Consider the following 24051-nt stretch of genomic DNA (forward strand, 5'->3'; position numbering starts at 1 on the left):
CGCGGCATCTCGTTTTTTCCGGAACAAAAACCCGTGAGTTTATAACTGATGAACACCCTGATATCTGCTGTATTCCCTGCATTGGGTGGTGGGGATCGGAGAATATGACATGAGTAAGCAGGTAGAACGGTCGGACTCCACTACGGACGATGACCTTTCCAAAGGCGAGATATTCGACGTCCTGCAGAACGAACGGCGTCGCTACACGCTGCAGTATCTACGGGAACACGACGGGCCAGTACAGCTCGGTGACCTCGCGTCACACGTCGCGGCACAGGAGTACGACTGCCCGAACACTGCAGTCACGAGCGCGCAACGGAAGCGCGTTTACACCACGTTACAGCAGTCTCATCTCCCGCGGATGGATGAGACGGGTATCATCGACTACGACGATGAAAACGGGACAATCTCCAAGACGGCACACACAGAAGAACTCACTATCTATCTCGAAATCGTGCCGGGAAGCGAGTTCCCCTGGCGCGAGTACTACCTCTCGCTCGGCGCGGTCAGTCTGGCAATCGTGACGATCCTCTGGGTCGGCATCTATCCGTTCACGGTGATCCCGCCGCTGGTCTGGGCCACGCTGATTGCGATTGTGCTCAGCGTCTCCGCGGCCTATCATACCTACGCCGGTCGTGAGATGACGCTGACCGAGTATGTGGCGCAGGAAGCCGAGTCCGACGACTGAAGTACGCAGTTTGTTTCACGGCCTTGCGCTGTTTCGTTTGTCCCGTTTACCGCTGAACTATCCAAACACCGCCGTATCGAATTCCGGCGGTACAGCCAGCCTTGAAGGTTTTCAAGGCGTGGTTGAACGGCTAAAACGTGCTGTGAGTATAAGTGGGCACATCTCATGTGGTTGAGTCAGCACACCCCGCGAGCCGGTAAGGAAATCCTTCGATATATAGGGGGTTCCTACTCGGGTCACACTCGCGGTGTGCGTCGAACAAACCATGGATATCAAACAACTCATCCACGACGACGACGCAGTGTCGCCGGTCATCGGGGTCATCCTGATGGTCGCAATTACGGTCATTCTGGCCGCAGTAATCGCCTCCTTTGTGCTCGGTCTCGGTGACCAAGCACAGCAGGCAACGCCACAAGCTAGCTTCTCATTTGAATATGATTCTTCTGCAAGTGGTAGCGGTAGCAACGAAGGAATGCTAACGATAACGCATGATGGCGGGGACACAATCCAAGGTAACGAACTCTTTGTCCGTGGTGATCTTGCAGACGGAAGTTCCTGGTCAGGGTCGACGCCCGATATTGACAGCACTAATCCTGATGACGATTGGGACACCGCTGTGGGAGGTCAAACGGAGGTAACCGCTGGGAACTCTATAGATGCTGCTGTTTCATCTAATTACGATATCCGTGTCGTCTACGAAACTCAAGAAGGCGACACTTCTGCAACACTCGCTCAAGATAGCGGTCCGGACGCATAATCCGGTTCTCAATTTTTGTTTTGTAAGCGATGAGCAGTGGCGTGATAGTGCTTGAATTGACGTTAGTCTCATACTGGTAATATTGCAGAATCAAACACGAGAACCCGTTACGATACTTTTATTCCCACCTACCCAGTGACTGATAACGATGGAAAGAACGCGGGCTGTTATCACCAGTGTGATCGCCATTATACTCGGCGTTACACTTCTTTCTGGCCCGCTGGTCCCCGGCGTGACGCTGGCAACGGAACCAGAACCGGTCGCGCTCGAAACGGGCAATGTCACAGTTTCCACGGTTGAAATGCCGGAGGACGTAACGCTAAAGAAGGGATCCTATGGCGCGGCGAGCTACTACCTTGATGCGCCGCCGGTCCGCGTACAGTTCGCGAATCGTACCGGGCGGCCGACGCTCGTCTACGAACTCACAATCGAGGAGTTGGGCTACACGCGGACGACGAACCACTTTCTGGACGACTCGACCGGTGACACGTACGACCTGACGCTGGCGTCCGATACGTTCACTGACGAGGAGATAGAACGCGAGCAGTACAACGGCACAGTGAGGGTGAACAAGCGCGACGGGTCGGGCCACGGCGTGGTTGCAACGCACAACGTTACGATATCGGTGGTCGAATGACGGCGACGGAGTTCGTCGGGCGTCTCCGACAGCGGACGCCCGCACTGTCGAACACCCGCGAGACGGCGTATTCAGTGCTGTTTGGCGACAGGCTCGGTCTGACCGTGTTTCTCGCGACGGTCGTGCTGTTCGGGCTGCTGTGGCGGACGGCGTTCCTAATTACTGACTCCTACACGCTGGCGAATGGGTTGTACAGCCTTTCGAACGGACAGCTAGCGATGACCGAGGCGGTCTACAGCCCTGGACTAGAAACGCCGGGGGCGAACAGCTACGGCGGCCAGCGGTTTGCGCGCAACTACGGCGTCATTGTCCTCTCGCTGCCGCTCGTGTTCGTGCTTGACCTGCTCACCGCCATCGTCGAACTCCGTATTGCGCTGGTCGCACTCTGGTCGCTCGCGCTGTTGGCGCTGGTACTCCAGTGCGGTCGCTACACCGACGGCGACTGGGTCCTCTACGGAGGCAGCGTCGCCGTGTTGGGGCTGTTCGGGCTGAACGTCGCGCTGGCACAGCCACTCGACGCCGGCCGAACCCATCTGTACGCACTGCAACTGACGCATCTCCTCATCGCGGCGTTTACCCCGGTGGTTTTCTATCGCCTTCTCAGTCGGATGCACACGCGCCGGCTAGGACTCCTGAACGCTGTTGTGCTCACAGCCGGGACACCGCTGGCCTTCTGGGCGACGGTGCCAAAGCGCCACGCTGTCACCGGGACGGTGGTCGTCTGCATCGCGTACTGCCTCTATCGGAGCCGCAGGCCAGCGGACGGGGCAGTTATCACGCAACGGCAGACCTTCCGTGCGCTCGCCTACGCGCTGGTGGGACTGTACGCGTGGGTACACGCTCCGGAAGCGCTCCTGCTCTGTGTCACCCTGGCACTGGTCGATATCCCGACGGCCCCGGACAACAGCCCACGAACGCTCGCTCGTATCGGCATCGTCTTCGCCCTCTCCCTGTTGCCGTTCATTGTCACTAATATCGCTATCACCGGTTCTCCGGTCAAGCCCCCGAGATTGATTTCCCGTGGTGGCTCCCTTGGCGGCAATACTGCGAGCGGTACCGGCGGGAGTGGAGGGGGTGGTGGCAATAGCGGTAGTAGTGGATCTAGTGGATTACTCACGCCGCTGGCACCCCTGCTCGGGACCCTCGAAAGTGGGATGCGGCCACTGCTGCTGCTTGGCGGCGAACTCGTTTCAGGGATCAAAACGCTTCAGCAGCAGCCAGCCGACGTGTATCACGCGTTCGTCCGGTCGGGAAGCGCAGGCGGTGCGCTCGATAACACCGGTGAGGAATCGGTCAACCTTTCGCTGCTTGAGTCCGCGCCAGTTCTCATCGCTATGCTTGGCGCAGTTCCAGTCCTTCGACGGCTGCGTTTGCCCTCGTCGATAGCTGACCGGACACTCAGCGCCGACCGTGTCACAGACGCGTTCGCGATAACCGCGTTCGTCGGCGTCGTCCTGCTGTACGCCAGCCGCTTGCCGCTGCACGCACAGGTGACTGTCCGGTATCTGTTCCCGCTGTATCCACTTGGCGTGTATCTGCTCGTACGGTTACCAGCGGTACGCAGGAGCCTCACGGACCACTGGCGCATGTTCCTCTGGACAGTTGCAGGAACAGTGTTGATCGGCGGACAGGTGGCTGTGGTTTTCGTCGCGCTGACGGTGAACGGTATCGGCGAAGCGTTCCAGTTGCACGCGTTGCTCGCGCTTGGGAGCGCTGTTCCACTCGGTATCTGGGCACTGAGTGGGCGCTCACGAGGGTTCGCCGGGCAGATCGGTGCAGTGCTTCTCGGTGCTACAACGGGCGTGGCGACCGTGTTTTTACTGCTGACGACCATCGAGTACTACGCACTGGGTGATGCGCACCTCCTGCCGATTATGCGAGCGCTCGGTGAGTTGCTAGCGCTCTACTGAGTCGGTGACGGAGAATTTTAGTACGGGCTTGTAGTACCGCCAGCATGGACCGACTCAAGAAGTCCCTACTCGAAGCGCCAATTATCGAGAAGGAAGGCTATCACTACTTCGTTCACCCCATCAGCGACGGGGTCCCGATGCTTCGACCGGAACTTCTGCGCGAAATCGTCATCAAGATCATTCGGAAGGCAGAGCTCGACGACGTCGACAAAATCGTCACACCGGCGGCGATGGGAATCCATATTTCCACAGCCGTCTCGCTGATGACCGATATCCCACTCGTCGTCGTCCGTAAGCGCCAGTACGGGCTTGACGGCGAAGTATCACTGTCCCAGGTGACTGGCTACTCCGAGAGCGAGATGTACGTCAACGACGTGTACGAGGGCGATCAGGTACTCGTCCTCGACGACGTACTGTCGACCGGGGGGACGCTGGCCGGGCTTACGGGCGCGCTCGAAGACATCGGTGCGGACATCCGCGACATCGTCTGTGTCATCAAGAAAGCCGACGGGACGAACAAGCTCGACGAAGCGGGGTACGATGCCAAGACGCTGATCAACGTCCGAGTCATCGACGGCGAAGTCACTATCGTCGACGAGCACGGCGACGACTAGAGCGGTTGTTGATGCGGTTCCTGTAGAGAGTCGGGGTCGAGCCGCCAGTAGTCACCAGTAGCCTTACAAGAACCTGAGCCGATACTGGCTGTTGTGTCCCCTTCCGTTCGGCCCCTCACAAAGGATTTTGCTGCACTGTTTAGTTCACTTGTCTTGCTTGGGCCACTGGCGCTCGGGCTCCTCGTCGGTGCAAGCAGAGTTGTCTCCGGGATAACAGGTCTCACGATTCCGGACCCGCTTGGAACCATTAGCTTCAGCGTGGCCGCACTGCTGGCACTCTGGCTGGCACTGGAAGGAGCGATGGTACAGCGATACGGGCTCGAGACGATGGACCGCGGCGGCCCATTTCAGCGTGTTGCCCGGTATCTGCTGGTCACTGTCACGACACTCGCCGGACTTATCGTCGCTATCCGGTTTTTAGCGCTGTCGCTCCCGTGGGCATTCGAGACGCAGAACACGCCTGCACAGGCCCTTGGCGTATTGCTCGTTGTTGCGCTGGTTGCCACGCTGTACCGGATACTTACAGCAGCCAGAGACGGGTATCTCCATAGCAGTGAGCAACAGCAGGAAGAAGCTGAAAACAGCCTGTAACGCGAGAAGATGCTGTGAGTGGTCGATCTGACCGACTTACTGGAAAAGTGAGTTCGGCAAAATGATAGCGGGAGGTAGATTTGAACTACCGATCTGCGGGTTATGAGCCCGCCGGAATCTCCTGGCTATCCCATCCCGCTACTATCTCGTAGTCCGGTCCCCTCATTAAGGGTTGTGATTCGAGTGCCGTCCGTGAGTTAGTAACGCGCTACGTTCACCCGTCCGTATGGACCTGCCAGGTGAAGATACTCTCGGCGACGTAGTTGACCAGCATCGCAACGCCGATTGCGAGCGGGCTCGCGGCGATGAACCACAGGTCAGTTCCGGCGACGACGAGTTCAATCGTCAGCCACTGTGTGAGCAGCCAGTAAACGGCGAGCTGTACTGCGACGCCGCCGGATCGGACGAGATGGGATTTCCCGAGTCGCTTGGCGAACGACCGACGGCCGGCGTCACCCTGGCCGGCGAATGTCCAGTGTTCGTTGACCAGAAACATCACGAGAATCGCCGTTTCGACGCCGGCAGCTTTGGCCCACATATCGCTGACGCCGAAGGCCAGGCCGAGTACGGCGAGCACCGTGTTGTCGCTGATCGCGCCGACAACGCCGACGGAGACGAACTGGCCGAACCGGACACCCGACACGAGTGACTCGAACCGGTCGGGAACGATGCGTCGAACTTGCTGTTCGATGTCTATCATCGGTCTTTCTCGATAAGAGCAGTTGGCTCGTCGAGGTGTTCTGCCAGAGCCGTGTGGAAGCTGTCATCGCGCAGTTGCTTCGATCGGTGGCGAGCCGTCAGCAGTGCCTCGAGCAGGTCTATCGACGTTCGTATCGGCGACACCGTCGAGCCGGGCTTGTCCTCCCACTCGATGGGGACCTCCTCGATACGCAAGTCCAGCGCCGCGGCGATGGCGATAAGTTCGACGTCCCACGCGAAGCCGGGCTCGTACAGATGGTCACGGACCCGGTTCCAGGCGGCCGCGTCGATGGCTTTCGCACCGCACTGGTAGTCGTACAGTCGCGCGTCGAGTAACTGGCCGGCAAGCCACGCGAAACCGTCGCCGAGGAACCGGCGGGCGAATGTCTGGTGTGTAGCGACCGTCGCATCCGGGTGACGACGGGAGCCCACGGCGAGGTCCGTGCGGCCGTCGGTGACCGGGTCCAGTATGCGTTCGAGCGAGCGCACCGGTGTCGACCCGTCGGCGTCGACGAAGGCCAGCACGTCGGTATCCAGCCGCTCGAACCCCGCGGTGATCGCTGCGCCCTTCCCGCGGCGGTAGGGCACAGTGTGGACGTCGACCGGGAGCGAACGGAGCTGTGCAGGGACGCCGTCTCGTGGCGCATCGAGTTCGACAACGATGGTCTGGGGAGCGAGGGCGTCGTCGATGGCAGCGATATACGACCCGAGCTGGTCCATGTCGGGACGATAGGCTGGGAGGACAACCCCGACGGTCGGCGACATTGCCGAGTAGTGGGACAGGCGGAAGTAAAAACAGTTCGAAGCTACCGGTCACTAATCAGTTGATAAGCCCGCGTGCAACGGAAAAACGTATAGGGCAGCGAATCGGCCCCTTCACTGATGGAATACGGGCTCCTCGCCACCTGGCTCGCCCTCTACTTGTTGTTGCTGTACGCCGGCGGGACCGTCGCTGGACTGTTGTTTCCCCGATTTACCGACCGCGGAGTCGCCTTCGGTGTCCCGGTCGCCGTCTCGATACTGTGGCTGGTCACCTATTTCGTCGGTCGCCTCTCGTTGACGCTGGGAGTCTGGCTCGGCGTCGGTGTTCTCGCAGCGACTACCCTAGCAGTATGGCGGTTTGACAGGACACTGGACCTGCGAACCTATGCCGAGACGGCCGGCGTGTTCACAGTCGCGTTCCTGTTCCTCGTCGGCGTTCGGGCGCTTGACCCCGCAATCGTCCCGATCGGCGGCGAGAAATTCCTCGACTTCGGGCTACTGCAGTCGCTTGTGCGGGCTGACAGCCTCCCCCTGGAGGACATGTGGTTCGCCGGCGAACCGGTCGCGTACTATTATGGCGGGCATCTCATTGCGGCGATTCTCACCAGAATAACGGGCACCGCCGGGCAGTTCGCGTACAATCTCGCACTGGCGGGCTTTTACGCCACGCTGGTTACGGCGGCGTACGGACTGGCCGGCGCTGTGGCGAGCGAGCGCGGGCTCCCGCGGCGACTGGCCGCCGGCCTCACGGCGTTCTGTGTCGGGTTCGCCAGTAACCTATCGACGCCTGCTAAGTTCGTCGTCTGGCTCCTGCCTGACGGGCTGAGTCAGACAGTCGCCGAGCGGGCCGGCTACGAACTGGACGGGCTCGCGGCGGGACCGGACTCGTTCAGCTACTGGGACGCGAGCCGCGTCATCGAGGACACCGCGGCCGATTTCGGCACGTACGAGCCCGGCGCTGCGCTGGTCATTGACGAATTCCCGCTGTTCGCCTGGCTCAACGGCGACATGCACGCCCACATGATGAGTACGGGCTTTCTATTGCTGGCCGCCGCGCTCTGTTTCAGCTACTATCAGACGCCGGACGACGACCGCCGCCGACGGCTCGCGCTGCTGTTCGGCGCGCTTCCGGCCGTCGCCGGCATCATGGCCGTGACGAACACGTGGTCGTTCCCGTCGATGGGCGGGCTGGCGCTGCTGACGGTCACCGTCGCCCCGGCCGACCCGACGACGCTCCTGCCGGAGCACATCGGCCAGCGGCTCCGTCTGAACGGTCCGGGTCAGGAGGTGGTCCGGGTCGGGACGGGGCTGGCCGTCGCCGGCGGCGTCCTCGCGCTGGGGCTGCTCTGGTCGCTCCCGTTCTGGCTCGGGCCGGCGAGCGGGCGCGAGATAGCGGTCCTGCCCGACCGAACCTCGCTGCTTGAGCTGCTGGCCGTCCATGGCCTGTTCGTCGCCCCGTTCTGGCTGTACCTGTACGCCCAGACCGGGCGTGCCGTCGGCCGGAGTACGGCCCGTATCGTCGGACTCGTGACCGTCGGAACGGCAGCGCTCGCGGCGACACTGGACATCGCGGCGGTCGGGCTGCTCGCCCCGCTACTGGTCGGCGCGTGGCTGTTCGCGCGCTCGCCGACGCTTGACCGGACTCTCGACGCAGTCCCGGCGTTCGCGGACGGCAGCGACCGACCCGTCGGCTTTGAGGGTGTACTGATACTCGCCGGTGCTGGCCTCGTGCTCCTCGTGGAGTTCGTCTTCGTCAGGGAGAACATCGGCCGGATGAACACCGTCTTCAAGACGTACATGCAGGTGTGGGTGCTCTGGGGGGTCGCCGCCGGACCCGTGCTGGCGTGGCTGCTCACCCGCTGGCGGCCGACCGACGACCGTGCGCGAGCGTGGGCGAGCATCGGCCTCCGCGCGTTCGTCGCCCTGTTGGTCTGTTCGGCGTCTCTGTACGGCGTGTTCGCGCTCTCGAATCACGTCGACGCCGCGGACGAGCCCACGCTGGACGGGTTGGCCTATCTCGACGAGGCCCATCCCGAGGAAGCCGAGGCGATCCGGTGGCTCGGCGAGACGATGACCGGCCGGCCGACCATCGTCACGGCCGCCCCCGCTGACTACGAGTGGGACGCCAGCGAGGGCAAGGGCGCGAGCGCGCCATCGAGTCTGACCGGACTGCCGACCGTCGCGGGCTGGACCCACGAGGCCCAGTACCGCAACGACACGGTGTACGACGGCCGCGTCGACGACGTGGAGACGATTTACACCGGCGATGCGGCCGAGCAGCGCCGCCTTCTGGAAGCGTACGACGTGCGCTACGTCTACGTCGGCCCTGCCGAGCGGGCCCGCTACGACGGGGTGACTGTCGGCCAACTACAGGGCGTGACCGTAGCGAAACGCACAGACGGCGTCACGATCTACCAGGTCCGACCGGAGTACTTCTGAAAAAAGAGCGTGATACGCCGGGCGAACGGCGGTTTTCAGGAAGCGATGCGGGCCGATCAGGACTCGGCGTTCGGCGGCGCGCGCTCGCGGAGGACGGTGACAGCCTCGGCCTCGATATCGTCTGTGTCCAGATGCATCGGGATGTACTCCTGCCGTTTGAACGTCTCTTCTTCGTCTTCGGAGCCGATGGTACACCAGAGCTGTGGCCGGTCCGGGCCGTGCCAGTCGCCCTGCCGCGAGACTGAGAACACCTCGTACTCCTCGTCCTCGTACTCGATGCGGCCGCCCTTTCGCAGCCCCGGGTCGCCGTGGATAATGAGCTTCTTCATGCCCGTTCCTTTGCCAACAGCGTACTTAGTGACTTCGAAGGCGATTGCGCCACGGCAGGCCGACCGACAGGGCGGCGATCCGAGAATCTGTAACTAGAATGTCCTTATATTATTCCAGACAATGTTTAGATGCTTAACATCCTGATGGCGGAGATTTATATATTAGAACTGGTGACAGTCATGTATGTTGAAACAACGGCAGCGGTCGTGCGAGCGGGCCTCGGTCGTGGTCAGTCCGATGGGCGACGATGGACGAATGGAACTCAGGGACGTCGAAAACGACGAAACGTACGAGGTCGTGGACTACATCGACGACGAACTGGCGGCGACGCTGGAATCGCTCTCGACTGGCGAAGCGGTGAATCTCGAACTGATGCCCGGGTCGGGCGCGTCGGACGTGTTCGGCGCGGTCCGGATGGAATCGACCGGCCCGTCCGTACTGTTCCAGTAACTGTCGCAGGATAGATGGCGGAGCGTCGGCGATTCAGTCGCGGCTGATGGGGCCTCGAACGGCGGACGGCGGGTGCGAACCAAACGGGTTTTAAGCGGTCACGTCAAATCGCTCGGTAAGGCCGATATCTATGCAGATGCCACGACGATTCAATACGTACTGTCCGCACTGTAACGAGCACCAGGAACACGAGGTCGAAAAGGTCCGTAGCGGCCGCCAGACGGGCATGAAGTGGATCGACCGCCAGCGCGAGCGTAACTCCGGTATCGGGAACGACGGGAAGTTCTCGAAGGTTCCGGGTGGCGACAAGCCCACCAAGAAGACGGACCTCAAGTACCGCTGTGGCGAGTGTGGGAAGGCCCACCTCCGCGAAGGATGGCGCGCCGGCCGACTGGAGTTCCAGGAGTAACGATGGCAGGAAGCTTCATCACCGTCGAATGCCCCGACTGCGAGAACGAACAGACTCTCTTCGAGAAGGCCGCGAGCGAGGTTTCGTGTGCCGTCTGTGGCCACACTATCGCCCGCCCCACCGGCGGCAAGGCCGACATCGAAGGCGAAGTGACCGCCGTCGTCGAGGCCCGATAGGATGAAATACAGCGGCTGGCCCGAACCGGGCGAACTCGTCGTCGGCAAGATCGACGAGATCGAGGACTTCGGCGTGTTCGTCGACCTCGACGAGTACGAGGGCAAGCGCGGCCTCTGTCACATCTCCGAGGTCGCCAGCGGATGGATCAAGAACGTCCGCGACCACGTCAACGAAGGGCAGACAGTCGTTGCCAAGGTACTCGACGTCGACGAGAGCGCCCAGCAGATCGACCTCTCGATCAAGGACGTCAACGACCACCAGCGGAAAGAGAAGATCCAGGAGTGGAAAAACGAGCAGAAGGCCGACAACTGGATGGAGCTGGCCTTCGGCGAGGACCTGGACGACGAGAGCTACGCCGCCATCGCCAACGAGCTGCTGGCGGAGTTCGGCTCGATGTACGACGGGTTCGAATCGGCGGCGATCCACGGCAATGACGCCCTCGAAGACGTCGACCTCTCCGGGGAGGAGATCGATTCTATCGTCCAGACGGCCCGGAACAACGTCTCCGTGCCGTACGTACAAGTCACCGGCTACGTCGACCTGTCCTGTCCCGAAAGCGACGGCGTCGACGTCATCAAGGAAGCGTTGCAGGCCGCGGAGGGCAACGGCGAGGTCCCCGACGAGATCGAACTCGAAGTGACCTACGTCGGCTCGCCCGAGTACCGCATTCAGGTGCAAGCGCCCGACTACAAGACCGCCGAGGACGCGCTCGAAGAGAGTGCGGACCGCGCCGCGAAGGTCGTCGAACAACACGGCGGCACGGGGCAGTTCCACCGCGAGCGCAGCGAAGACGACGAGTAAGCCGCCGCCGACGGACGATTTACAACCGATGAAATCGGATATCCGCGTCTGTGCCGCCTGGAAGTCCGAACACGACCGGCCGGTGTACACGCTGGGAGACACCTGCCCGGAGTGCGGGCACGAAGCAGTCAACAGCGCACCCGCGCCGTTCTCGCCGGAGGATAGTTACGGCGAGTATCGACGTTCTCTTAAGCGCCGCCGCCGGGAATAAGCCGTATGGACGAATTCGACATCGAGACCGTAGCGGACCCCGACCTCGACGACCCGGTGCTGGTCGAGGGGCTGCCCGGTGTGGGCCACGTCGGCAAACTCGCCGCGGAGCACCTCCTGGAGGAGCTCGAAAGCGAGCTCGTCCGCCGCGTCTACTCGACGCATTTCCCGCCACAGGTCAGCATCGACGAGGGACAGGCACAGCTCGCCTGCGCCGAGTTCCACGCGGTCACGCCCGACGAGGGGCAGGACCTGCTCGTCCTCTCCGGGGACCACCAGGCCCAGGACAACGAGGGCCACTACGGCCTGACTGACACGTTCCTCGACATCGCCGATGACTTCGGCGTTCAACGGGTGTTCGCCCTCGGCGGCGTCCCGACTGGCGAACTCATCGAGGAGTACGACGTGCTCGGCGCGACCACGACCGAGGATTTCAAAGAAACGCTGGAGGACGCTGGCGTGGCCTTCCGCGAAGACGAGCCCGCGGGCGGCATCGTCGGCGTCTCCGGCCTGCTGCTTGGCCTGAGCAAGCGCCGGGACGTGCCGGCCAGTTGCCTCATGGGCGAGACGTCGGGCTATCTGGTCGACCCCAAGAGCGCACAGGCCGTACTCGAAATCCTGCAGGAGGTCATCGGGTTCGAGGTCGACTACAGTTCGCTGGAGGACCGCGCCGACGAGATGGAGGAAGTCGTCCGGAAGATCCAAGAGATGGAACAGCAGAACTCCCCGTCGCCCGCCGACGAGGACCTCAGGTACATCGGGTGAAGCGAACAGCCGCACACTGCGGCCCGACAGCGAGAATTTCTTTACCGCCGGAGCCCTAACGGCTGGTCGTGCAGACACAACCGGGCATGCCGCCGGAGTGGCTGGTCCTCGGGCTCGTCCTGGGTGTCGCTGGCAGCCTCGTCGTCGCCGGGCTGTTCGTCCTCGCCAATCGCGTGTTTCCCGCCGAACGGCCGAACCGACAGGCGACCGACGGCGGCGAGATGCGACGCCGGGCGGAGCTCCGGGAGTACCTCACCGCTATCGACGAGCAGTTCGCCGAGAACCACTTCGTCGAGGGGCAACACGTCGCCTTCTACCTCCCCAAGCGGGACGTGGCGATCACGTTCGACGCCAGGGCGTACTACCGTATCGAACGGTCCCCGACCGTCCCGGTGCTGGTCGAACACGAGATGCCCGGCGTCTACCTCGGCGCGCGCCTCCCCTTCGAGACGCCGGAGGTCGACCTCGGCCCGGACCCCGAGGAGGAACCACACCCGACGGTGCAGGCGTTCAGCGAACTGGGCCTTACCCAGAGCGCGTCGCTAGACGACGTGAAATCGGCGTATCGCGAGCGCGTCAAGGAGGTCCATCCGGATCACGGCGGCAACGAAGACGAGTTCAAGCGCGTCCGGGAGGCGTACACCACCGCGAAACAGCATGCGTCCGGGACGTCGAAACAGCGAGCGTCGTGAGAGTGAGACGTGCGCGCCGGTCGCTCGAACAACGGGCGGCCAACGGTACAGTATCAGGCCGTTCCGGTGGGTTCTGTCCAGAAGAATTTTCAATTCCGGCAGGATAGGACAGCGCATGCGCCGTCCTGTGTCCTCGCGCCGGTTAGCCGCTGGAACCATCGGAGCCGCTCTCTGTTCGCTCCTGGGGACCGTCATGACGGTCATAACGTACGACCAGCCCGACCCTGATGGAGCCAGCTTAGCCGGGCTCTCTTTCGCAGTGCTGTTAGTTGTTGGACTGCTGGGGCTTGGGAGCGGTGGACTGTTGGCAGCCCATACACGCTGGGGAGGGCCCGCAACATGGCCGAGGCGGTTTCTGTACGTTGGAGGGGGAGCCGGAGTCCTGGCTTCAGCTGTGGTGACCCTGTGGAACGTTGTTGCTCAAATCCCGGACGGGTCGCTGCTTGAGCATGTACTTCCCCCCATCGGTGGCCTCCTCTTCGGGAGTGTCATACTGTCGGCGGCTGTGATACTACTCTGTACCGCTCTAGGGATTCTGACACAAATCGCACAGGCAGTGAGCGAGGGAATCCACTGAACGGCTGCTTTCGGGGCGTCTGTCGTCGAGACACAGCAAGAGAGTGAGTCCGGACGAGCTACCTCCGGGGAGCACACAGAGTAGCTAGGGCGTTACGACGATTTTCCCGACGCTGTCGCGGTCCTGCATCGCCGCAAACGCCGCACCGGTCTCTTCGAGCGGGTACGTCTCCTCGATTTCCGGGGTGAGTTCGCCGTCGGCGACGAGTCCGACGAGCCGCTCTAAGTCGCCCAGTGTTCCCATCGTGCTTCCGATGACGCGTTTATGGCCGAGGAACAGGTCGGGAATGTTGATCTCAGACGTGCCGCCGGCGGTCCGGCCACAGATCGCCATCCGGCCGCCGCGTTTCAGGACATCCAAACCGACCTGTGTGTACTCGCCACCGAGATGGTTCAGGACGCCGTCGACCGGCCCGATATCGGAGACTGCATCCCGAATCTCGTCCGGATCGGTGCTCTCGATGGCGTAGTCTAGGCCGAGCGATTCGACGCGGTCCAGTTTCGTTTCTGAGGAGGAGGTCCCGACGCTGTCGGCACCAAGAGCGGCCGCGAGCTGGACGCCCGCGACGCCGACACCACCGGTTACGCCCGGGATGAACACCGTGTCGCCCGGGCCGGCGTCGACCCGGCGGAGCATGTGGAAGGCGGTCATATAGGCCGTCGGAAGCGCGGCCGCGTCGACAGTCTCAACGCCGTCGGGGAGCGTAACGAGGCGGTCGGCCTGCACGCGGGCCGCCTCGGCGAGGCCGCCGTGGTACAGTGAGAAGTTCTCACAGAGGTTCTCCGGCCCCTCACGGCAGTAGCGACACGTCCCGCAGGTCTCGTTCGGACAGAGCACCACGCGGTCCCCGGGTTCGACGGCTGTGACGCCCTCGCCGACGGCGTCGACGGTGCCAGCGACGTCGAGGCCGCTGACGAACGGCAGGTCGTCCGTGTCGATCATCGCGGAATCGCCTTCGAGAATCCAGAGGTCGTGACGGTTGATCGCGCACGCTTCGACGGAGACCACCGCCTCACCGCGTTCGGGTTCGGGGGTCGGTTGGTTGATGACCGAGACACCGTTCGGGCCAGTGAGTTCGCTGAACGCTGCAGTGCGCATCAGGCCAGTGTTGTGCCACGACAGTCTAAACGACACCGAAGTGTGTGTCCCTGTGTCGTGGCACTTGTTTTCACGGGCCGCCCTCAGATGCCCTGACTCATGAGGTGACTGCGAAGCAGGTCCGCCTCCTTGCTACCGGCGACAGGGTTCACCAAGACGACGACGTCGGTATCGTCGAAGGCCCCTTCCTCGGCCAGCGCTCGCGCGCCGGCAATCGCCGTTCCGCCGGTCGCACCGGTTTCCGGCCCCATCTCGCAGCCGTCAACGGCCCCGGCCAGGATGTCTTTGTCCGAGACTGCGACACCATTACCGCCCGAGCGATCCAGAGAGTCGAGCGCCGCAGCGCCAGCGGCGGGGTCGGGGACCTCCAGCGGGCCGACGATGGTGTCGGGATGCTCGATGGCCGCTGGTTCGCTCGCACCCTCGCGTGCGGCGTCGGCGACGGCGGCTGTCGAGTCCGGCTGTGCGGCGTAGATTCGCGGCGTCGAGTCCGTGAGGCCGCTGTCGGCTGCCGCCCGGAAACCGTGTTCGAGGCCGACGAGCGTCTCGCCGTGGCCGGTGGGGTGGACCACGGCGTCGGGGGCCGTCCAGTCGAGGTCGTCGGCCGTCTCGAAGGCGACGGATTTCGCCCCTTCGATGCGGAAGGGGTGGCCCGGCGCGACCGGGACCCAGCCGTCGGCTGCCTCGGCTACCTCGTCGTCGAACGCCGAGACGGCGTCGTCGTACCGGCCTTCAACGACGCGCATGTCGCCGCCGTGGACGTTCACCATCGCCTTGTTGAGGAACGGGCACCGCGAGGGGACGAAGCCCTTCGACTCGATGCCGGCGCGGGCCGCGTAGGCGGCGTTGGCCTGCGCGCCGTTGCCGGTCGAGGACGTCACGACGCGCTCGGCCCCGCGTTGGGCGGCAGCAGTGACCGAGAGCGAGAGTTTGCGGTCGTCCAGCGAGGCCGTCGGATTTCGCCCCTCGTCTTTTACATACACCGAGTCGACGCCGAGTTCATCGGCCAGGTCCGGCACCGGGACCATCGGCGTCGCTCCCTCGCCCAGTGTCACCGTCGCGTCCTGCGGGAACGGCCGCAGAGGCTCGTACCGGCCCGGCCCCGACGTGTCGGGTAGGTCCGCAGGCGTCAGGTCGGGACCGTCGTAGTCGCCGACGAGAACGCCGCCGCAGTCGGGACAGCGGTCGGCCGTGCTGTCGGTTGCCGCGCCACACGCCGTGCAGATGAGGCCGCGAAACGCCCCAGTCGTCTCCATGTCTGCCCCTGCGGACGGGACGACCAAGTGTGGTCCGGTCCCGCTTCAGCACGCTCTTGGCACAGGCGGCCAAAGGAGCGGACATGACAGATGTCGTCGTCGCCGGCGGGGGACTCGCCGGGCTGGTCGCCGCCCGCCACCTGGCGGAATCGGGCCGTGACGTGATCGTCTTCGAACAGGCGTCCGAGGTCGGGGGCCGCGTCCGGACGACCCACGAGGACGGCTACACGTTCGACCGCGGGTTTCAGGTCATGTTCACCGCCTATCCCGCGGCGAAGCGAGAACTCGACATCGAGGCACTGTCCCCGCGGACGTTCACGCCGGGGGCCACCATCGCCAGCCCGAACCACCGCTCGGTGCTGTCGGACCCGCTCCGCAACCCCTCGGCCACGCCACAGACGCTGCTCAACACCGACGTTCGAACGGCCGACAAACTCCGGCTGTTCCGCCTCCAGCGCGAACTGGCCGGCATCGACCCCGTCAAGCTGCTCTCCCGTGGCGGAAGAACCATTCGGGAGTATCTCGCGGACTACGGGTTCTCACAGCAGTTCGTCGAGCGGTTCGCCGCGCCGTTCTACGGCGGCATCACGCTCGACCGCTCGCTGGGAACGGACAGCAGCATCTTCGAGTACACCTACAAGATGCTGAGCGAAGGCGAGATATTCGTCCCCGCCGACGGGATGCAGGCGATGCCGCGACAGCTCGCCGACCGCGCTCGCTCGGCGGGCGCGACAATCGAGACCGACGCGGCCGTGACAGACCTGCAGACCCACGACGACGAAGTCACTGCCGAGGTCGGCGGCGAGACGGTGACCGCTGAGAGCGCCGTGGTCGCGACGGACCCGGGGACCGCGGCGGAGCTGACCGACATCGACGCCATCCCGACCGAACCCGTCGGCTGTGTCACCCAGTACTTCGCACTCCCGACGAACCGTGCCCCGTCGACCGGCAAGCGCATCATCCTCAACGCGGCCGACGACCGGCCCAACACTATCGCGCCGCTGTCGGCCGTTGCCAGCGAGTACGCGCCCGCCGGCATGGAATTGTACAGCGCCACGTTCCTGGGGACGCCGGAAGAAGACGACAGGGAACTGGCCGCCGAAGTCCGGGCGGCGCTGCAGTCGTGGTATCCGAACGCGAGCTTCGAGGCGCTGGAACTGCTCCGGACCGACCGGGTTCCGTTCTCGCAGTTCGCCCAGCCGCCGGGGTATCGGGACTCGCTGCCGGACCCGACAGCGCCGGACGGGAACGCCGTCCTAGCCGGTGACTACACCCGCTGGTCGTCGATACAAGGCGCGCTCGAAAGCGGCAAGGTCGCCGCTGATCTGCTGCGATAAGAGAAACGCCGATACGACTTCAGAAGAGGGGCGGCGGCCTATGCGGCCGGACCGCCGCTATTCGTGTTTCCCTCTTGTTCGTGCCCCTCTCCTTCGAGGACTTCAGAGACGTACTTTATCGTCGCGAAGTACAGCAGCAGTAGCGAGAGCAGCGTAATCGCGATGAGACCCAGCGCGATTTCTGTCTGAACCATATTCCAGCGTCCACCGTCGCGGGCCAAATACTTACCGTTATAGCATGCGGCGGAACTCACCCAGCGGCGGGAACGACAGGGTCTCGCGCCCGCTCTCGTCCCAGACCACCGGCTCCAGTCGGTCGGTGTCGGTGACAAGTGGGGACTGGAAGTCGCCGGCGCGCATCTCGTTGACCTCGACCCCGGCGTTCAGCTTGTTGAACGACGGGAGCATCACCACGTCGCTGCCCCGGAACTGCCCGCTCCCGACAAGATAGCAGGGCCGGCGCTGGCCCTCAATGGAGATGGTCGGGTGATCGTGCCCGACGACGTAGCGGTCGGCCTCAGTGTCGGGAGCCTCGTGGCCGTGGCAGACGACCATCTCGCCGATCCGGTATTCCGTCTCGGTCGGTCCGTCCCAAACGCCGTCGAGCATCGTGTCATGGTTGCCCGGCGTCACGACCAATCGCGCACCGACCCCCTGACAGGCGCTTTTGAGTCCCGCCACGGTACTTTCGACCGAGCGGGGAACGGTCCGGAACGAGTGCAGCAGGTCGCCGGCGACGACGACCTCGTCGGGGTCGTGGCGGTCGACGAGGGACTGGAACCGCTGGACCATGTCGGAACCGGAGCCGACCGGGAGTTCGAGACTCCCGCCGGTGCCCCGGCCGACGTGGAGGTCCGCGACGACGAGCGTGCCGTCGAGCAGCAGCGCCCGGTCGTCGTAGCTGGCTGTCATCGCCGTCCAGTCAGCGCCGGCGACGCTTATATTGTCGGTCACGGCGAGGCCGGATGCGATGGGGCGGTCCACAGCCGCGTATCCAGGCCTGACGGTGTCGGTGGTATTTTTACCTGTGACTCCCGTGACTCTGGTATGGTCGACGTCCTGGAAAACAAGCGGGCCGCGACGCGGTTTCGGGTCCTCGTGGAGATCGCCGAGCGCCAGCCCGCGGTGAGTCAGGGCGAAATCGCCGAGGCCGTCGGCGTGACGAGCCAGGCCGTCAGCGAGTACATCCGGGAGCTCGTCGACGACGGCTTAGTCGAGAAGGAAGGGCGGTCGCGCTACCGCGTCACCAAAGAGGGCGTCGACTGGGTGTTCCAGTCCGCCACCGACGTGCGCCGGTTCGCCGACCACGTCACCGACGACGTGCTCGGGAGCGTGCAGGAGGACGCCGCCATCGCCACGGCGGACCTGGCAGAAGGCGAGACGGTGACGCTCTCGCTGTCGGACGGCCTGCTGCACGCCGACCCCGGTGGCGGCGACGCGACGGGCGTGACGACGACCAGCGCCGCGGCGGGCGAGGTCGTCGGCGTCACCGGCTTCGAGGGTGTCATCGACCTCAACCCCGGCCACGTCAGCGTGATACAGGTCCCGCCAGTCCGGTCGGGGCCGGTCGAGAACGTCGATGAAATTGCCGCCGCCTGTGCGGACGTCCCAATCGTCACCGCAGCGGGCGTCGAGTCCGTCGTTGCGCTCCGCGATGCCGGCATCGAACCGACGACCCATTTCGCGGCAGGCGAGGTGGCTGCCGCCGCCGCATCGCGGGGGCTGGACGCCGTCGTCGTCGCAACGCAGGACACCGTCGGGCGCGTGACCGACGCGCTCCGGGACGCGAGCGTCGACTACGACGTGACCCAGTAGCCCGGAGTAGCGGGACTTTTCCGGTCGGCTGCCGTCAGTACAGCCATGAGCGAACACGACGTACACGACGCCGTCGAAGCGTTTCTGAGCGAAGCCGACGACGCCTACGGCGAGTACGAGCAGGGATACACCGACGCCGACGCGACGCTCCGGCGGCTAGAGACGGCCATCGAGGAACTTCGGACGGCGACCGAGGAGTAGGACGGCGTTCGTCGTCAGGCGAACAGTATTGTGGGATTGGATTCATGTAGTCCGTATGACCGATGTGGTTCTGGTCGACGGCGCACGCACCGCACACGGCGAACTGCTCGGAGGGCTCTCGGGGCGGACAGCGGTGGATCTGGGCAGGGCGACCGTCGAAGGACTGCTCAATCGGACCAGCGTCGACGCGGGCAGCGTCGACTGGGTCGGTCTCGGGAACGCGGTGCAGGCGGGCGTCGGCCAGGTTCCGGCTCGGCAGGTCGTCGTCGAGTCACCGCTGCCGGACGGCATCGCCGCGACGACGCTGAACGAGGCCTCGGGGTCGGGACTGCGGGCGATCACGACCGCCGCTGACCGCATCGAGGCCGGTCGAGCGTCAGTGTGTCTCGCCGGCGGCATGGAGTCGATGTCGAACGCGCCATATCTCGTGCCGGACATGCGCGGCGGCCGCCGGCACGGGAACAGCGAACTCGTCGACGCGATGATCTGGGACTCGCTGTGGGACAAGCACTACGACGCCCACATGGGTACGCTGACGGAGAAAATCGCCGCCGAGCACGACATCAACCGCGAGGCACAGGACGAGTATGCTCGGCGGAGCAACCATCGGGCCGGCGAGGCCATCCAGTCCGGGAAGTTCACCGAGGAACTCGTCCCGGTGGAAACAGCCGACGGGCTCGTGACCGAAGACGAGGGGCCACGCCCGGACACGACGCTGGACCGGCTGGCGTCACTCCCGCCGGCATTTGCGGACGGGGGCACGATTACCGCCGGCAACGCCTCGAAACTCTCGGACGGGGCGGGGGCGGTACTGCTCGCCGATGCCGAGACAGTCGAGCGTGAGGGACTGGGACCGATGGCCCACGTCGAGGACTACGCCGTCACCTACCGCGACCCCGCGGAGTTCTCGCTGGCCGTCGCCGACGTGGTCGAGGAACTGCTCGACCGGAACGACCTTGCCGTCGGCGACGTGGACCACTTCGAACTCAACGAGGCCTTCGCCGCTCAGATGGTGTACGTCGCTGACGAACTCAACATCCCCGCCGAGAAGCACAACCCGCTGGGCGGCGCGGTGGCACTGGGCCACCCAATCGGGGCCAGCGGCGGCATCCTCACGACGACGCTGCTGTACGCGATGGAGCGGGCAGACCATCACCGCGGAATCGTGGGGATGAGCGTCGGCGGTGGCGGCGCAATTGCGATGAGCATCGTCCGCTAAGGGACCGCCAGCGCCGAGGCGAGTGAGCGCCGGCAGTGGCGGCGCGATTGTGATGTCCGCCGCGTCATAGCGGAATCGGGAAGAATTATCGGGCCGGCCGCCCCCAGACAGACTATGACCAACTTCTCCCGACGGGTGGAGCAGGTATCGATCTCGGGTATCCGCGAAGTGTTCGAGGCGGCGGGCGAGGACGCCATCAACCTCGGCCTCGGCCAGCCGGACTTCCCGACGCCGGACCACGCCCGCCAGGCGGCTGTCGAGGCAATTCAGGCGGGGGAAGTCGACGCCTACACGTCGAACAAGGGGACCGAGGCACTCCGGGAAGCCATCGCTGCCAAGCACGAGCGAGACAACGACCTCGATGTCGACCCCGGAGACATCATCGCCACATCGGGCGGGAGCGAGGCGCTGCACATCGCGCTGGAGGCCCACGTGGATGCGGGGCAGGAAGTCATCTTCCCGGACCCGGGGTTCGTTTCTTACGACGCGCTGACGCATCTCGCCGGCGGGACGCCGCGACCGGTCCCGCTGCGGGACGACCTCACGATGTCGCCAGAGACAGTCGAGGAGGCCATCACCGACGACACGGCGGCGTTCGTCGTGAACTCGCCGGCGAACCCGACCGGGGCGGTGCAGTCCCCCGATGACATGCGGGCGTTCGCCCGCATCGCCGACGAACACGACGTGCTGTGTATCTCCGACGAGGTGTACGAACACCAGGTGTTCGAGGGGGAGCACCGCTCGCCGGCGGAGTTCAGCGACACGGGCAACGTCGTCGTCGTCAACGCCTGCTCGAAGGCCTACTCGATGACGGGCTGGCGGCTCGGCTGGGTCACCGGTGCGACCGACCGCATCGAGCGGATGCTGCGCGTCCACCAGTACGCCCAGGCCTGTGCGTCGGCCCCGGCCCAGTACGCCGCCGAGGCCGCCCTGACCGGCCCGCAGGACCAGGTGAACGAGATGCGTGAGGCTTTCAAAGAGCGGCGGGACGTGCTGCTGGAGGGCCTCGACGAGATGGGACTGGATTGTCCGACGCCCAAGGGCGCGTTCTACGCGATGCCGAAGGTCCCCGACGGCTGGGTGGACGAGGTCATCGACCGCGGCGTCGTGGTCGTCCCCGGCGATGCCTTCGGCGAACACGGCGCGGGCTACGCCCGCATCTCTTACGCGACGGACATGGCGACGCTGAAGGAGGCCATCGACATCATGGCCGACGCGACGGCGGCGGTCCGCTGAGCGCTCACAGGCGGAGTTGGAACCGCGCCGTACAGTTACCCCGAAATTGGAACAGTCTCGGAAGAGAGTGCGAAGAAACGCTTTATCAGCCGCCCGTCTTGACTCTCGTATCCCATCGTGGCACATGCATCCGAGTCCAGCGCGCTGTTCGACGGGGAGAGACAGGACTATACGACCGGCAGACGCAGGTCCCGGGAGGACAGTGGGATGGAGAAAGCGCTCTGGTATCTGCTGACGGCGACGCGCGGCGGTGCCAACCGGGCGCGTATCATCGACGCTCTCTCGGACCGACCGATGAACGCCAACGAACTCGCCGACGAACTCGACGTGGGCTACAAGACGATCAGGCATCACATGGAACAGCTAGAGGACCACGACGTGGTCGAATCCGGCGACGAGGAGTACGCCAAACTGTACTTCCTGACCGACCGGTTCGACAACTACCGCGATACCTTCGAGGAAATCGTGGAGAAGATGGACGAATGACGGGGCCACAAGCTGTGACTGGTGACGGACCGAACGCGGTTGACCAGCGAGCGGGGTGTCGCTGATGGCGATGGGACCGCTCATCACAGCCGCGGCCGTCCTCGGCGGGCTCAACGTCCTCCTGTTGCTCCCGCTGTTGGGCGTCTGGGTTCGCAACTACGCGACGTTCCGGACGGGACTGGTCGCCGGGCTCATCGCCTTCGCCGTCGCAATGCTCGCCGAGAACGCCATCGCTGTCTACTTCTTCTTCTCGATGCAGAGCTTCTACGCCGGCGACCCACACGTCCAGCAGGCCGTGCTGGTCCTGCGCTCGCTGCAGTTCGTGGCGATTGCTGGGCTGAGCTACACCACGCTTCGGTAGCGCGGTTCCGGGAGTACCGCAGTGGTGTTGGCGGTCCGTTCGGCCTCGGATCACTGGTACCGTACCGCCACGAAGACGAACACGTTCGGGACAAATCCCTGACTGGCGGGGACCGTCGTCGGACGTATGAGCACAGATCACCAGGAGTCGGTACAGGAACTCGACGTTCGGGACGTCGATGGAGAACCGTTCGAACAGATCATGAACGCCCTCGATTCCGTCGGCGAGAGCGAGGCGCTCCGGCTGGTGAACAGTTTCGAACCGGTGCCGCTGTACGACGTCCTCTCGAAGAAGGGGTACCAGTACGACACGGAACAGGTCGCCGACGAGGAGTGGCACGTCACGATCCGACCAGAGTGAAATGCGTCCCGAGCGCGTCTCGCGGTGGTTCGTCACCGTTAGCGCGCTGTTTTTCGTCGGTTTCCACGCCGCAATGGCGGTCGCCGCGCCCCGCCGTGTCGTCGTCACGCTCGGTCTGTACGGGTTCGTCCTGCACGTCCTATTTGGGAAGGCCTACGCGCTCGTGCCGTCGTACTTCGACCGGGACCTCGCGTGGGATCGGGGGCCGGCTGTCCAGTTCCCGCTGTCCGCCCTCGGCACAACTGGGCTGGCGCTCGCGCCGCTCGGTTCACCGTGGCTCCGGCCTATCGGAACCGCGCTCTGGGCCGGCGGCGTCGCGGTGTTTCTCGGCACGATGGGCTGGACAATTCGAGACAACCCCACCGGCGCGGCGACGGGAACCGGCGGTCCGAACGCCCACAGGGAGCCGGTCGACCGAACCGCCAACGTCGCAGTCCCGATAGCACTCGGTTACCTCACACTCGCCGCGGGTGGCGCGCTCGCTACCACCGCTGGCTTCGAGTCGATGCTCCCACAGCAACTGTCGCACTTGCTCGCTGCGGGGACGGCCGCGCTGTTCGTCTTCGGCGTTGGCTTCCGCCTGTTTCCCCGGTTTCTGGTCGCTGAAGCGCCGCAACCGATCGTTGCAGTCGTCGTCGGTGCCGGCGCTGTCGGTCCCGCGCTGCTCGCTTTCGGGCTGTTCGACCGTAGACTCCTCCTCATTGGTGGCGTCATCGAAACAATCGCAGTCGTGGGATTCACGCTGTCGTATCTGGTCCTGTTCCTGCGGTCGGAGCGCCGCCGCGTCGGGTTCTATGCAGTGCTGGTGGCGGTCGTAGCCGGAGTCGTCGGTATCGGACTCGGACTGACCATCGCCGTAACTGGACGGAGCCCAGCGCTGGTCAGCGCACACTACCGGGCGATGTTGGCGGGCTTTCTCGGACTCACTGTGGTTGGGGCGGCGTTCCAGTTCTACCCACCGGCGGTCGGTGTCTGGCCCTACGCGAACAACCGGACGGCACTGGTGACGATTGGACTGCTCGGTGGTGGAATCGGCATTCAGCTACTCGGCCTTATCGGTCGGTTCGGCTGGATAATATCAGTCGGCACAGCGGCTGGAGCTCTCGGCGCACTCCTCTATACGTATCTCCTGTTAGCGGCGTTCGCTCGTCGATGGCAGTAGTAGTGACGGCGT

General features: G+C 64.3%; 30 protein-coding genes and 1 tRNA gene. 23 read left to right on the top strand and 8 right to left on the bottom strand.

Annotation, left to right across the window (positions count from 1 at the left end):
- Nucleotides 1-109 precede the first annotated feature (109 nt).
- The 6 genes from C444_RS14130 (at nt 110) to C444_RS14155 (ending at nt 5197) form a co-directional block, all read left to right on the top strand.
- Nucleotides 110-688, top strand: coding sequence for a DUF7344 domain-containing protein (locus C444_RS14130; protein WP_004593643.1), 579 nt, complete (start codon nt 110-112; stop codon nt 686-688).
- Nucleotides 689-953: 265 nt separating this feature from the next.
- Nucleotides 954-1445 carry a type IV pilin gene (locus C444_RS14135; protein ID WP_004593644.1) on the top strand — a complete coding sequence of 164 codons (492 nt, stop codon included), beginning with the start codon at nt 954-956 and terminating at the stop codon, nt 1443-1445.
- A gap of 148 nt (nt 1446-1593) precedes the next feature.
- The gene (locus C444_RS14140; protein WP_004593645.1) at nt 1594-2082 is read left to right on the top strand and encodes a hypothetical protein; all 489 of its coding nucleotides are present in this window, start codon (nt 1594-1596) and stop codon (nt 2080-2082) included.
- Nucleotides 2079-3992, top strand: coding sequence for a hypothetical protein (locus tag C444_RS14145; protein ID WP_004593646.1), 1914 nt, complete (start codon nt 2079-2081; stop codon nt 3990-3992). Before C444_RS14140 ends, C444_RS14145 begins: the two co-directional genes overlap by 4 nt.
- 44 nt (nt 3993-4036) lie before the next feature.
- Nucleotides 4037-4606: a hypoxanthine/guanine phosphoribosyltransferase gene (gene hpt, locus C444_RS14150; RefSeq protein ID WP_004593647.1), complete on the top strand. Its 570-nt coding sequence runs from the start codon at nt 4037-4039 to the stop codon at nt 4604-4606.
- Between the two features lie 153 nt (nt 4607-4759).
- Complete coding sequence (locus tag C444_RS14155) at nt 4760-5197, top strand: hypothetical protein (protein ID WP_004593648.1); 438 nt, start codon at nt 4760-4762, stop codon at nt 5195-5197.
- Between the two features lie 65 nt (nt 5198-5262).
- Here the strand turns inward: C444_RS14155 and C444_RS14160 are convergent.
- From C444_RS14160 to C444_RS14170, 3 genes are all read right to left on the bottom strand, one after another.
- Nucleotides 5263-5337, bottom strand: a tRNA-Met gene (locus C444_RS14160).
- Between the two features lie 74 nt (nt 5338-5411).
- On the bottom strand, nt 5412-5897 hold the full coding sequence (locus C444_RS14165) for a GtrA family protein (protein ID WP_004593649.1): 486 nt from the start codon (nt 5895-5897) through the stop codon (nt 5412-5414).
- Complete coding sequence (locus tag C444_RS14170) at nt 5894-6661, bottom strand: glycosyltransferase (protein WP_004593650.1); 768 nt, start codon at nt 6659-6661, stop codon at nt 5894-5896. Before C444_RS14170 ends, C444_RS14165 begins: the two co-directional genes overlap by 4 nt.
- Before the next feature lie 117 nt (nt 6662-6778).
- Here C444_RS14170 and C444_RS14175 point away from each other — a divergent pair, with 117 nt between their 5' ends.
- The gene (locus tag C444_RS14175) at nt 6779-9097 is read left to right on the top strand and encodes a DUF2298 domain-containing protein (RefSeq protein WP_004593651.1); all 2319 of its coding nucleotides are present in this window, start codon (nt 6779-6781) and stop codon (nt 9095-9097) included.
- A 56-nt stretch (nt 9098-9153) separates the two neighbouring features.
- Here C444_RS14175 and C444_RS14180 read toward each other — a convergent pair whose 3' ends face one another.
- Nucleotides 9154-9426, bottom strand: coding sequence for an HAH_0734 family protein (locus C444_RS14180; protein WP_004593652.1), 273 nt, complete (start codon nt 9424-9426; stop codon nt 9154-9156).
- A 184-nt stretch (nt 9427-9610) separates the two neighbouring features.
- Between C444_RS14180 and C444_RS14185 the strand changes: the two genes are divergently transcribed.
- The 7 genes from C444_RS14185 (at nt 9611) to C444_RS14210 (ending at nt 12931) form a co-directional block, all read left to right on the top strand.
- Nucleotides 9611-9877 carry a hypothetical protein gene (locus C444_RS14185; RefSeq protein WP_049909531.1) on the top strand — a complete coding sequence of 89 codons (267 nt, stop codon included), beginning with the start codon at nt 9611-9613 and terminating at the stop codon, nt 9875-9877.
- Between the two features lie 130 nt (nt 9878-10007).
- Entirely contained in the window at nt 10008-10286 is a 279-nt protein-coding gene (locus C444_RS14190; protein WP_004593654.1) for a 50S ribosomal protein L44e, read from the top strand.
- Nucleotides 10287-10288: 2 nt separating this feature from the next.
- On the top strand, nt 10289-10462 hold the full coding sequence (locus C444_RS14195) for a 30S ribosomal protein S27e (RefSeq protein ID WP_004518703.1): 174 nt from the start codon (nt 10289-10291) through the stop codon (nt 10460-10462).
- Nucleotide 10463: 1 nt separating this feature from the next.
- A complete protein-coding gene (locus C444_RS14200) occupies nt 10464-11264 on the top strand; it encodes a translation initiation factor IF-2 subunit alpha (RefSeq protein WP_004593655.1) in 801 nt (266 codons plus the stop codon).
- 28 nt (nt 11265-11292) lie between these two features.
- A complete protein-coding gene (locus C444_RS21320) occupies nt 11293-11475 on the top strand; it encodes an RNA-protein complex protein Nop10 (RefSeq protein ID WP_004593656.1) in 183 nt (60 codons plus the stop codon).
- A gap of 5 nt (nt 11476-11480) precedes the next feature.
- A complete protein-coding gene (locus tag C444_RS14205; protein ID WP_004593657.1) occupies nt 11481-12239 on the top strand; it encodes a proteasome assembly chaperone family protein in 759 nt (252 codons plus the stop codon).
- 68 nt (nt 12240-12307) lie between these two features.
- Nucleotides 12308-12931, top strand: coding sequence for a J domain-containing protein (locus tag C444_RS14210; protein ID WP_049909533.1), 624 nt, complete (start codon nt 12308-12310; stop codon nt 12929-12931).
- A gap of 661 nt (nt 12932-13592) precedes the next feature.
- Here the strand turns inward: C444_RS14210 and C444_RS14220 are convergent.
- Together C444_RS14220 and C444_RS14225 are read right to left on the bottom strand one after the other, a co-directional pair.
- Entirely contained in the window at nt 13593-14606 is a 1014-nt protein-coding gene (locus C444_RS14220) for an alcohol dehydrogenase catalytic domain-containing protein (RefSeq protein WP_004593660.1), read from the bottom strand.
- 83 nt (nt 14607-14689) lie between these two features.
- The gene (locus C444_RS14225; RefSeq protein ID WP_004593661.1) at nt 14690-15862 is read right to left on the bottom strand and encodes a threonine synthase; all 1173 of its coding nucleotides are present in this window, start codon (nt 15860-15862) and stop codon (nt 14690-14692) included.
- Between the two features lie 83 nt (nt 15863-15945).
- On the opposite strand from C444_RS14225, the gene C444_RS14230 reads away from it, so the two are divergent.
- Nucleotides 15946-17199, top strand: coding sequence for an NAD(P)/FAD-dependent oxidoreductase (locus C444_RS14230; RefSeq protein ID WP_004593662.1), 1254 nt, complete (start codon nt 15946-15948; stop codon nt 17197-17199).
- 38 nt (nt 17200-17237) lie between these two features.
- On the opposite strand, the gene C444_RS22395 is transcribed toward C444_RS14230, so the two are convergent.
- Both C444_RS22395 and C444_RS14235 read right to left on the bottom strand, forming a co-directional pair.
- The gene (locus C444_RS22395) at nt 17238-17393 is read right to left on the bottom strand and encodes a hypothetical protein (protein ID WP_004593663.1); all 156 of its coding nucleotides are present in this window, start codon (nt 17391-17393) and stop codon (nt 17238-17240) included.
- A gap of 37 nt (nt 17394-17430) precedes the next feature.
- On the bottom strand, nt 17431-18111 hold the full coding sequence (locus C444_RS14235; protein ID WP_049909540.1) for a metallophosphoesterase: 681 nt from the start codon (nt 18109-18111) through the stop codon (nt 17431-17433).
- A gap of 135 nt (nt 18112-18246) precedes the next feature.
- Here C444_RS14235 and C444_RS14240 point away from each other — a divergent pair, with 135 nt between their 5' ends.
- The 8 genes from C444_RS14240 to C444_RS14270 all read left to right on the top strand — a co-directional run bounded on the left by C444_RS14240 (nt 18247) and on the right by C444_RS14270 (nt 24039).
- Nucleotides 18247-19014 (top strand): DUF7839 domain-containing protein, encoded by a 768-nt coding sequence (locus tag C444_RS14240; protein ID WP_004593665.1) that lies wholly within the window; start codon nt 18247-18249, stop codon nt 19012-19014.
- Nucleotides 19015-19059: 45 nt separating this feature from the next.
- Nucleotides 19060-19215 carry a hypothetical protein gene (locus C444_RS22400; RefSeq protein WP_004593667.1) on the top strand — a complete coding sequence of 52 codons (156 nt, stop codon included), beginning with the start codon at nt 19060-19062 and terminating at the stop codon, nt 19213-19215.
- Nucleotides 19216-19270: 55 nt separating this feature from the next.
- The gene (locus C444_RS14245) at nt 19271-20434 is read left to right on the top strand and encodes a thiolase family protein (RefSeq protein ID WP_004593668.1); all 1164 of its coding nucleotides are present in this window, start codon (nt 19271-19273) and stop codon (nt 20432-20434) included.
- A gap of 114 nt (nt 20435-20548) precedes the next feature.
- Nucleotides 20549-21670: a pyridoxal phosphate-dependent aminotransferase gene (locus C444_RS14250; RefSeq protein WP_004593669.1), complete on the top strand. Its 1122-nt coding sequence runs from the start codon at nt 20549-20551 to the stop codon at nt 21668-21670.
- A 207-nt stretch (nt 21671-21877) separates the two neighbouring features.
- Nucleotides 21878-22156 carry an ArsR/SmtB family transcription factor gene (locus tag C444_RS14255; RefSeq protein ID WP_004593670.1) on the top strand — a complete coding sequence of 93 codons (279 nt, stop codon included), beginning with the start codon at nt 21878-21880 and terminating at the stop codon, nt 22154-22156.
- Between the two features lie 64 nt (nt 22157-22220).
- Nucleotides 22221-22517: a hypothetical protein gene (locus tag C444_RS14260; protein WP_004593671.1), complete on the top strand. Its 297-nt coding sequence runs from the start codon at nt 22221-22223 to the stop codon at nt 22515-22517.
- Between the two features lie 126 nt (nt 22518-22643).
- A complete protein-coding gene (locus tag C444_RS14265) occupies nt 22644-22877 on the top strand; it encodes a DUF2249 domain-containing protein (RefSeq protein WP_004593672.1) in 234 nt (77 codons plus the stop codon).
- A gap of 1 nt (nt 22878) precedes the next feature.
- Nucleotides 22879-24039: a hypothetical protein gene (locus C444_RS14270; protein WP_004593673.1), complete on the top strand. Its 1161-nt coding sequence runs from the start codon at nt 22879-22881 to the stop codon at nt 24037-24039.
- Nucleotides 24040-24051: the final 12 nt, after the last annotated feature.

The sequence above is a fragment of the Haloarcula japonica DSM 6131 genome (assembly GCF_000336635.1).
GTDB classification, from domain to species: domain Archaea; phylum Halobacteriota; class Halobacteria; order Halobacteriales; family Haloarculaceae; genus Haloarcula; species Haloarcula japonica.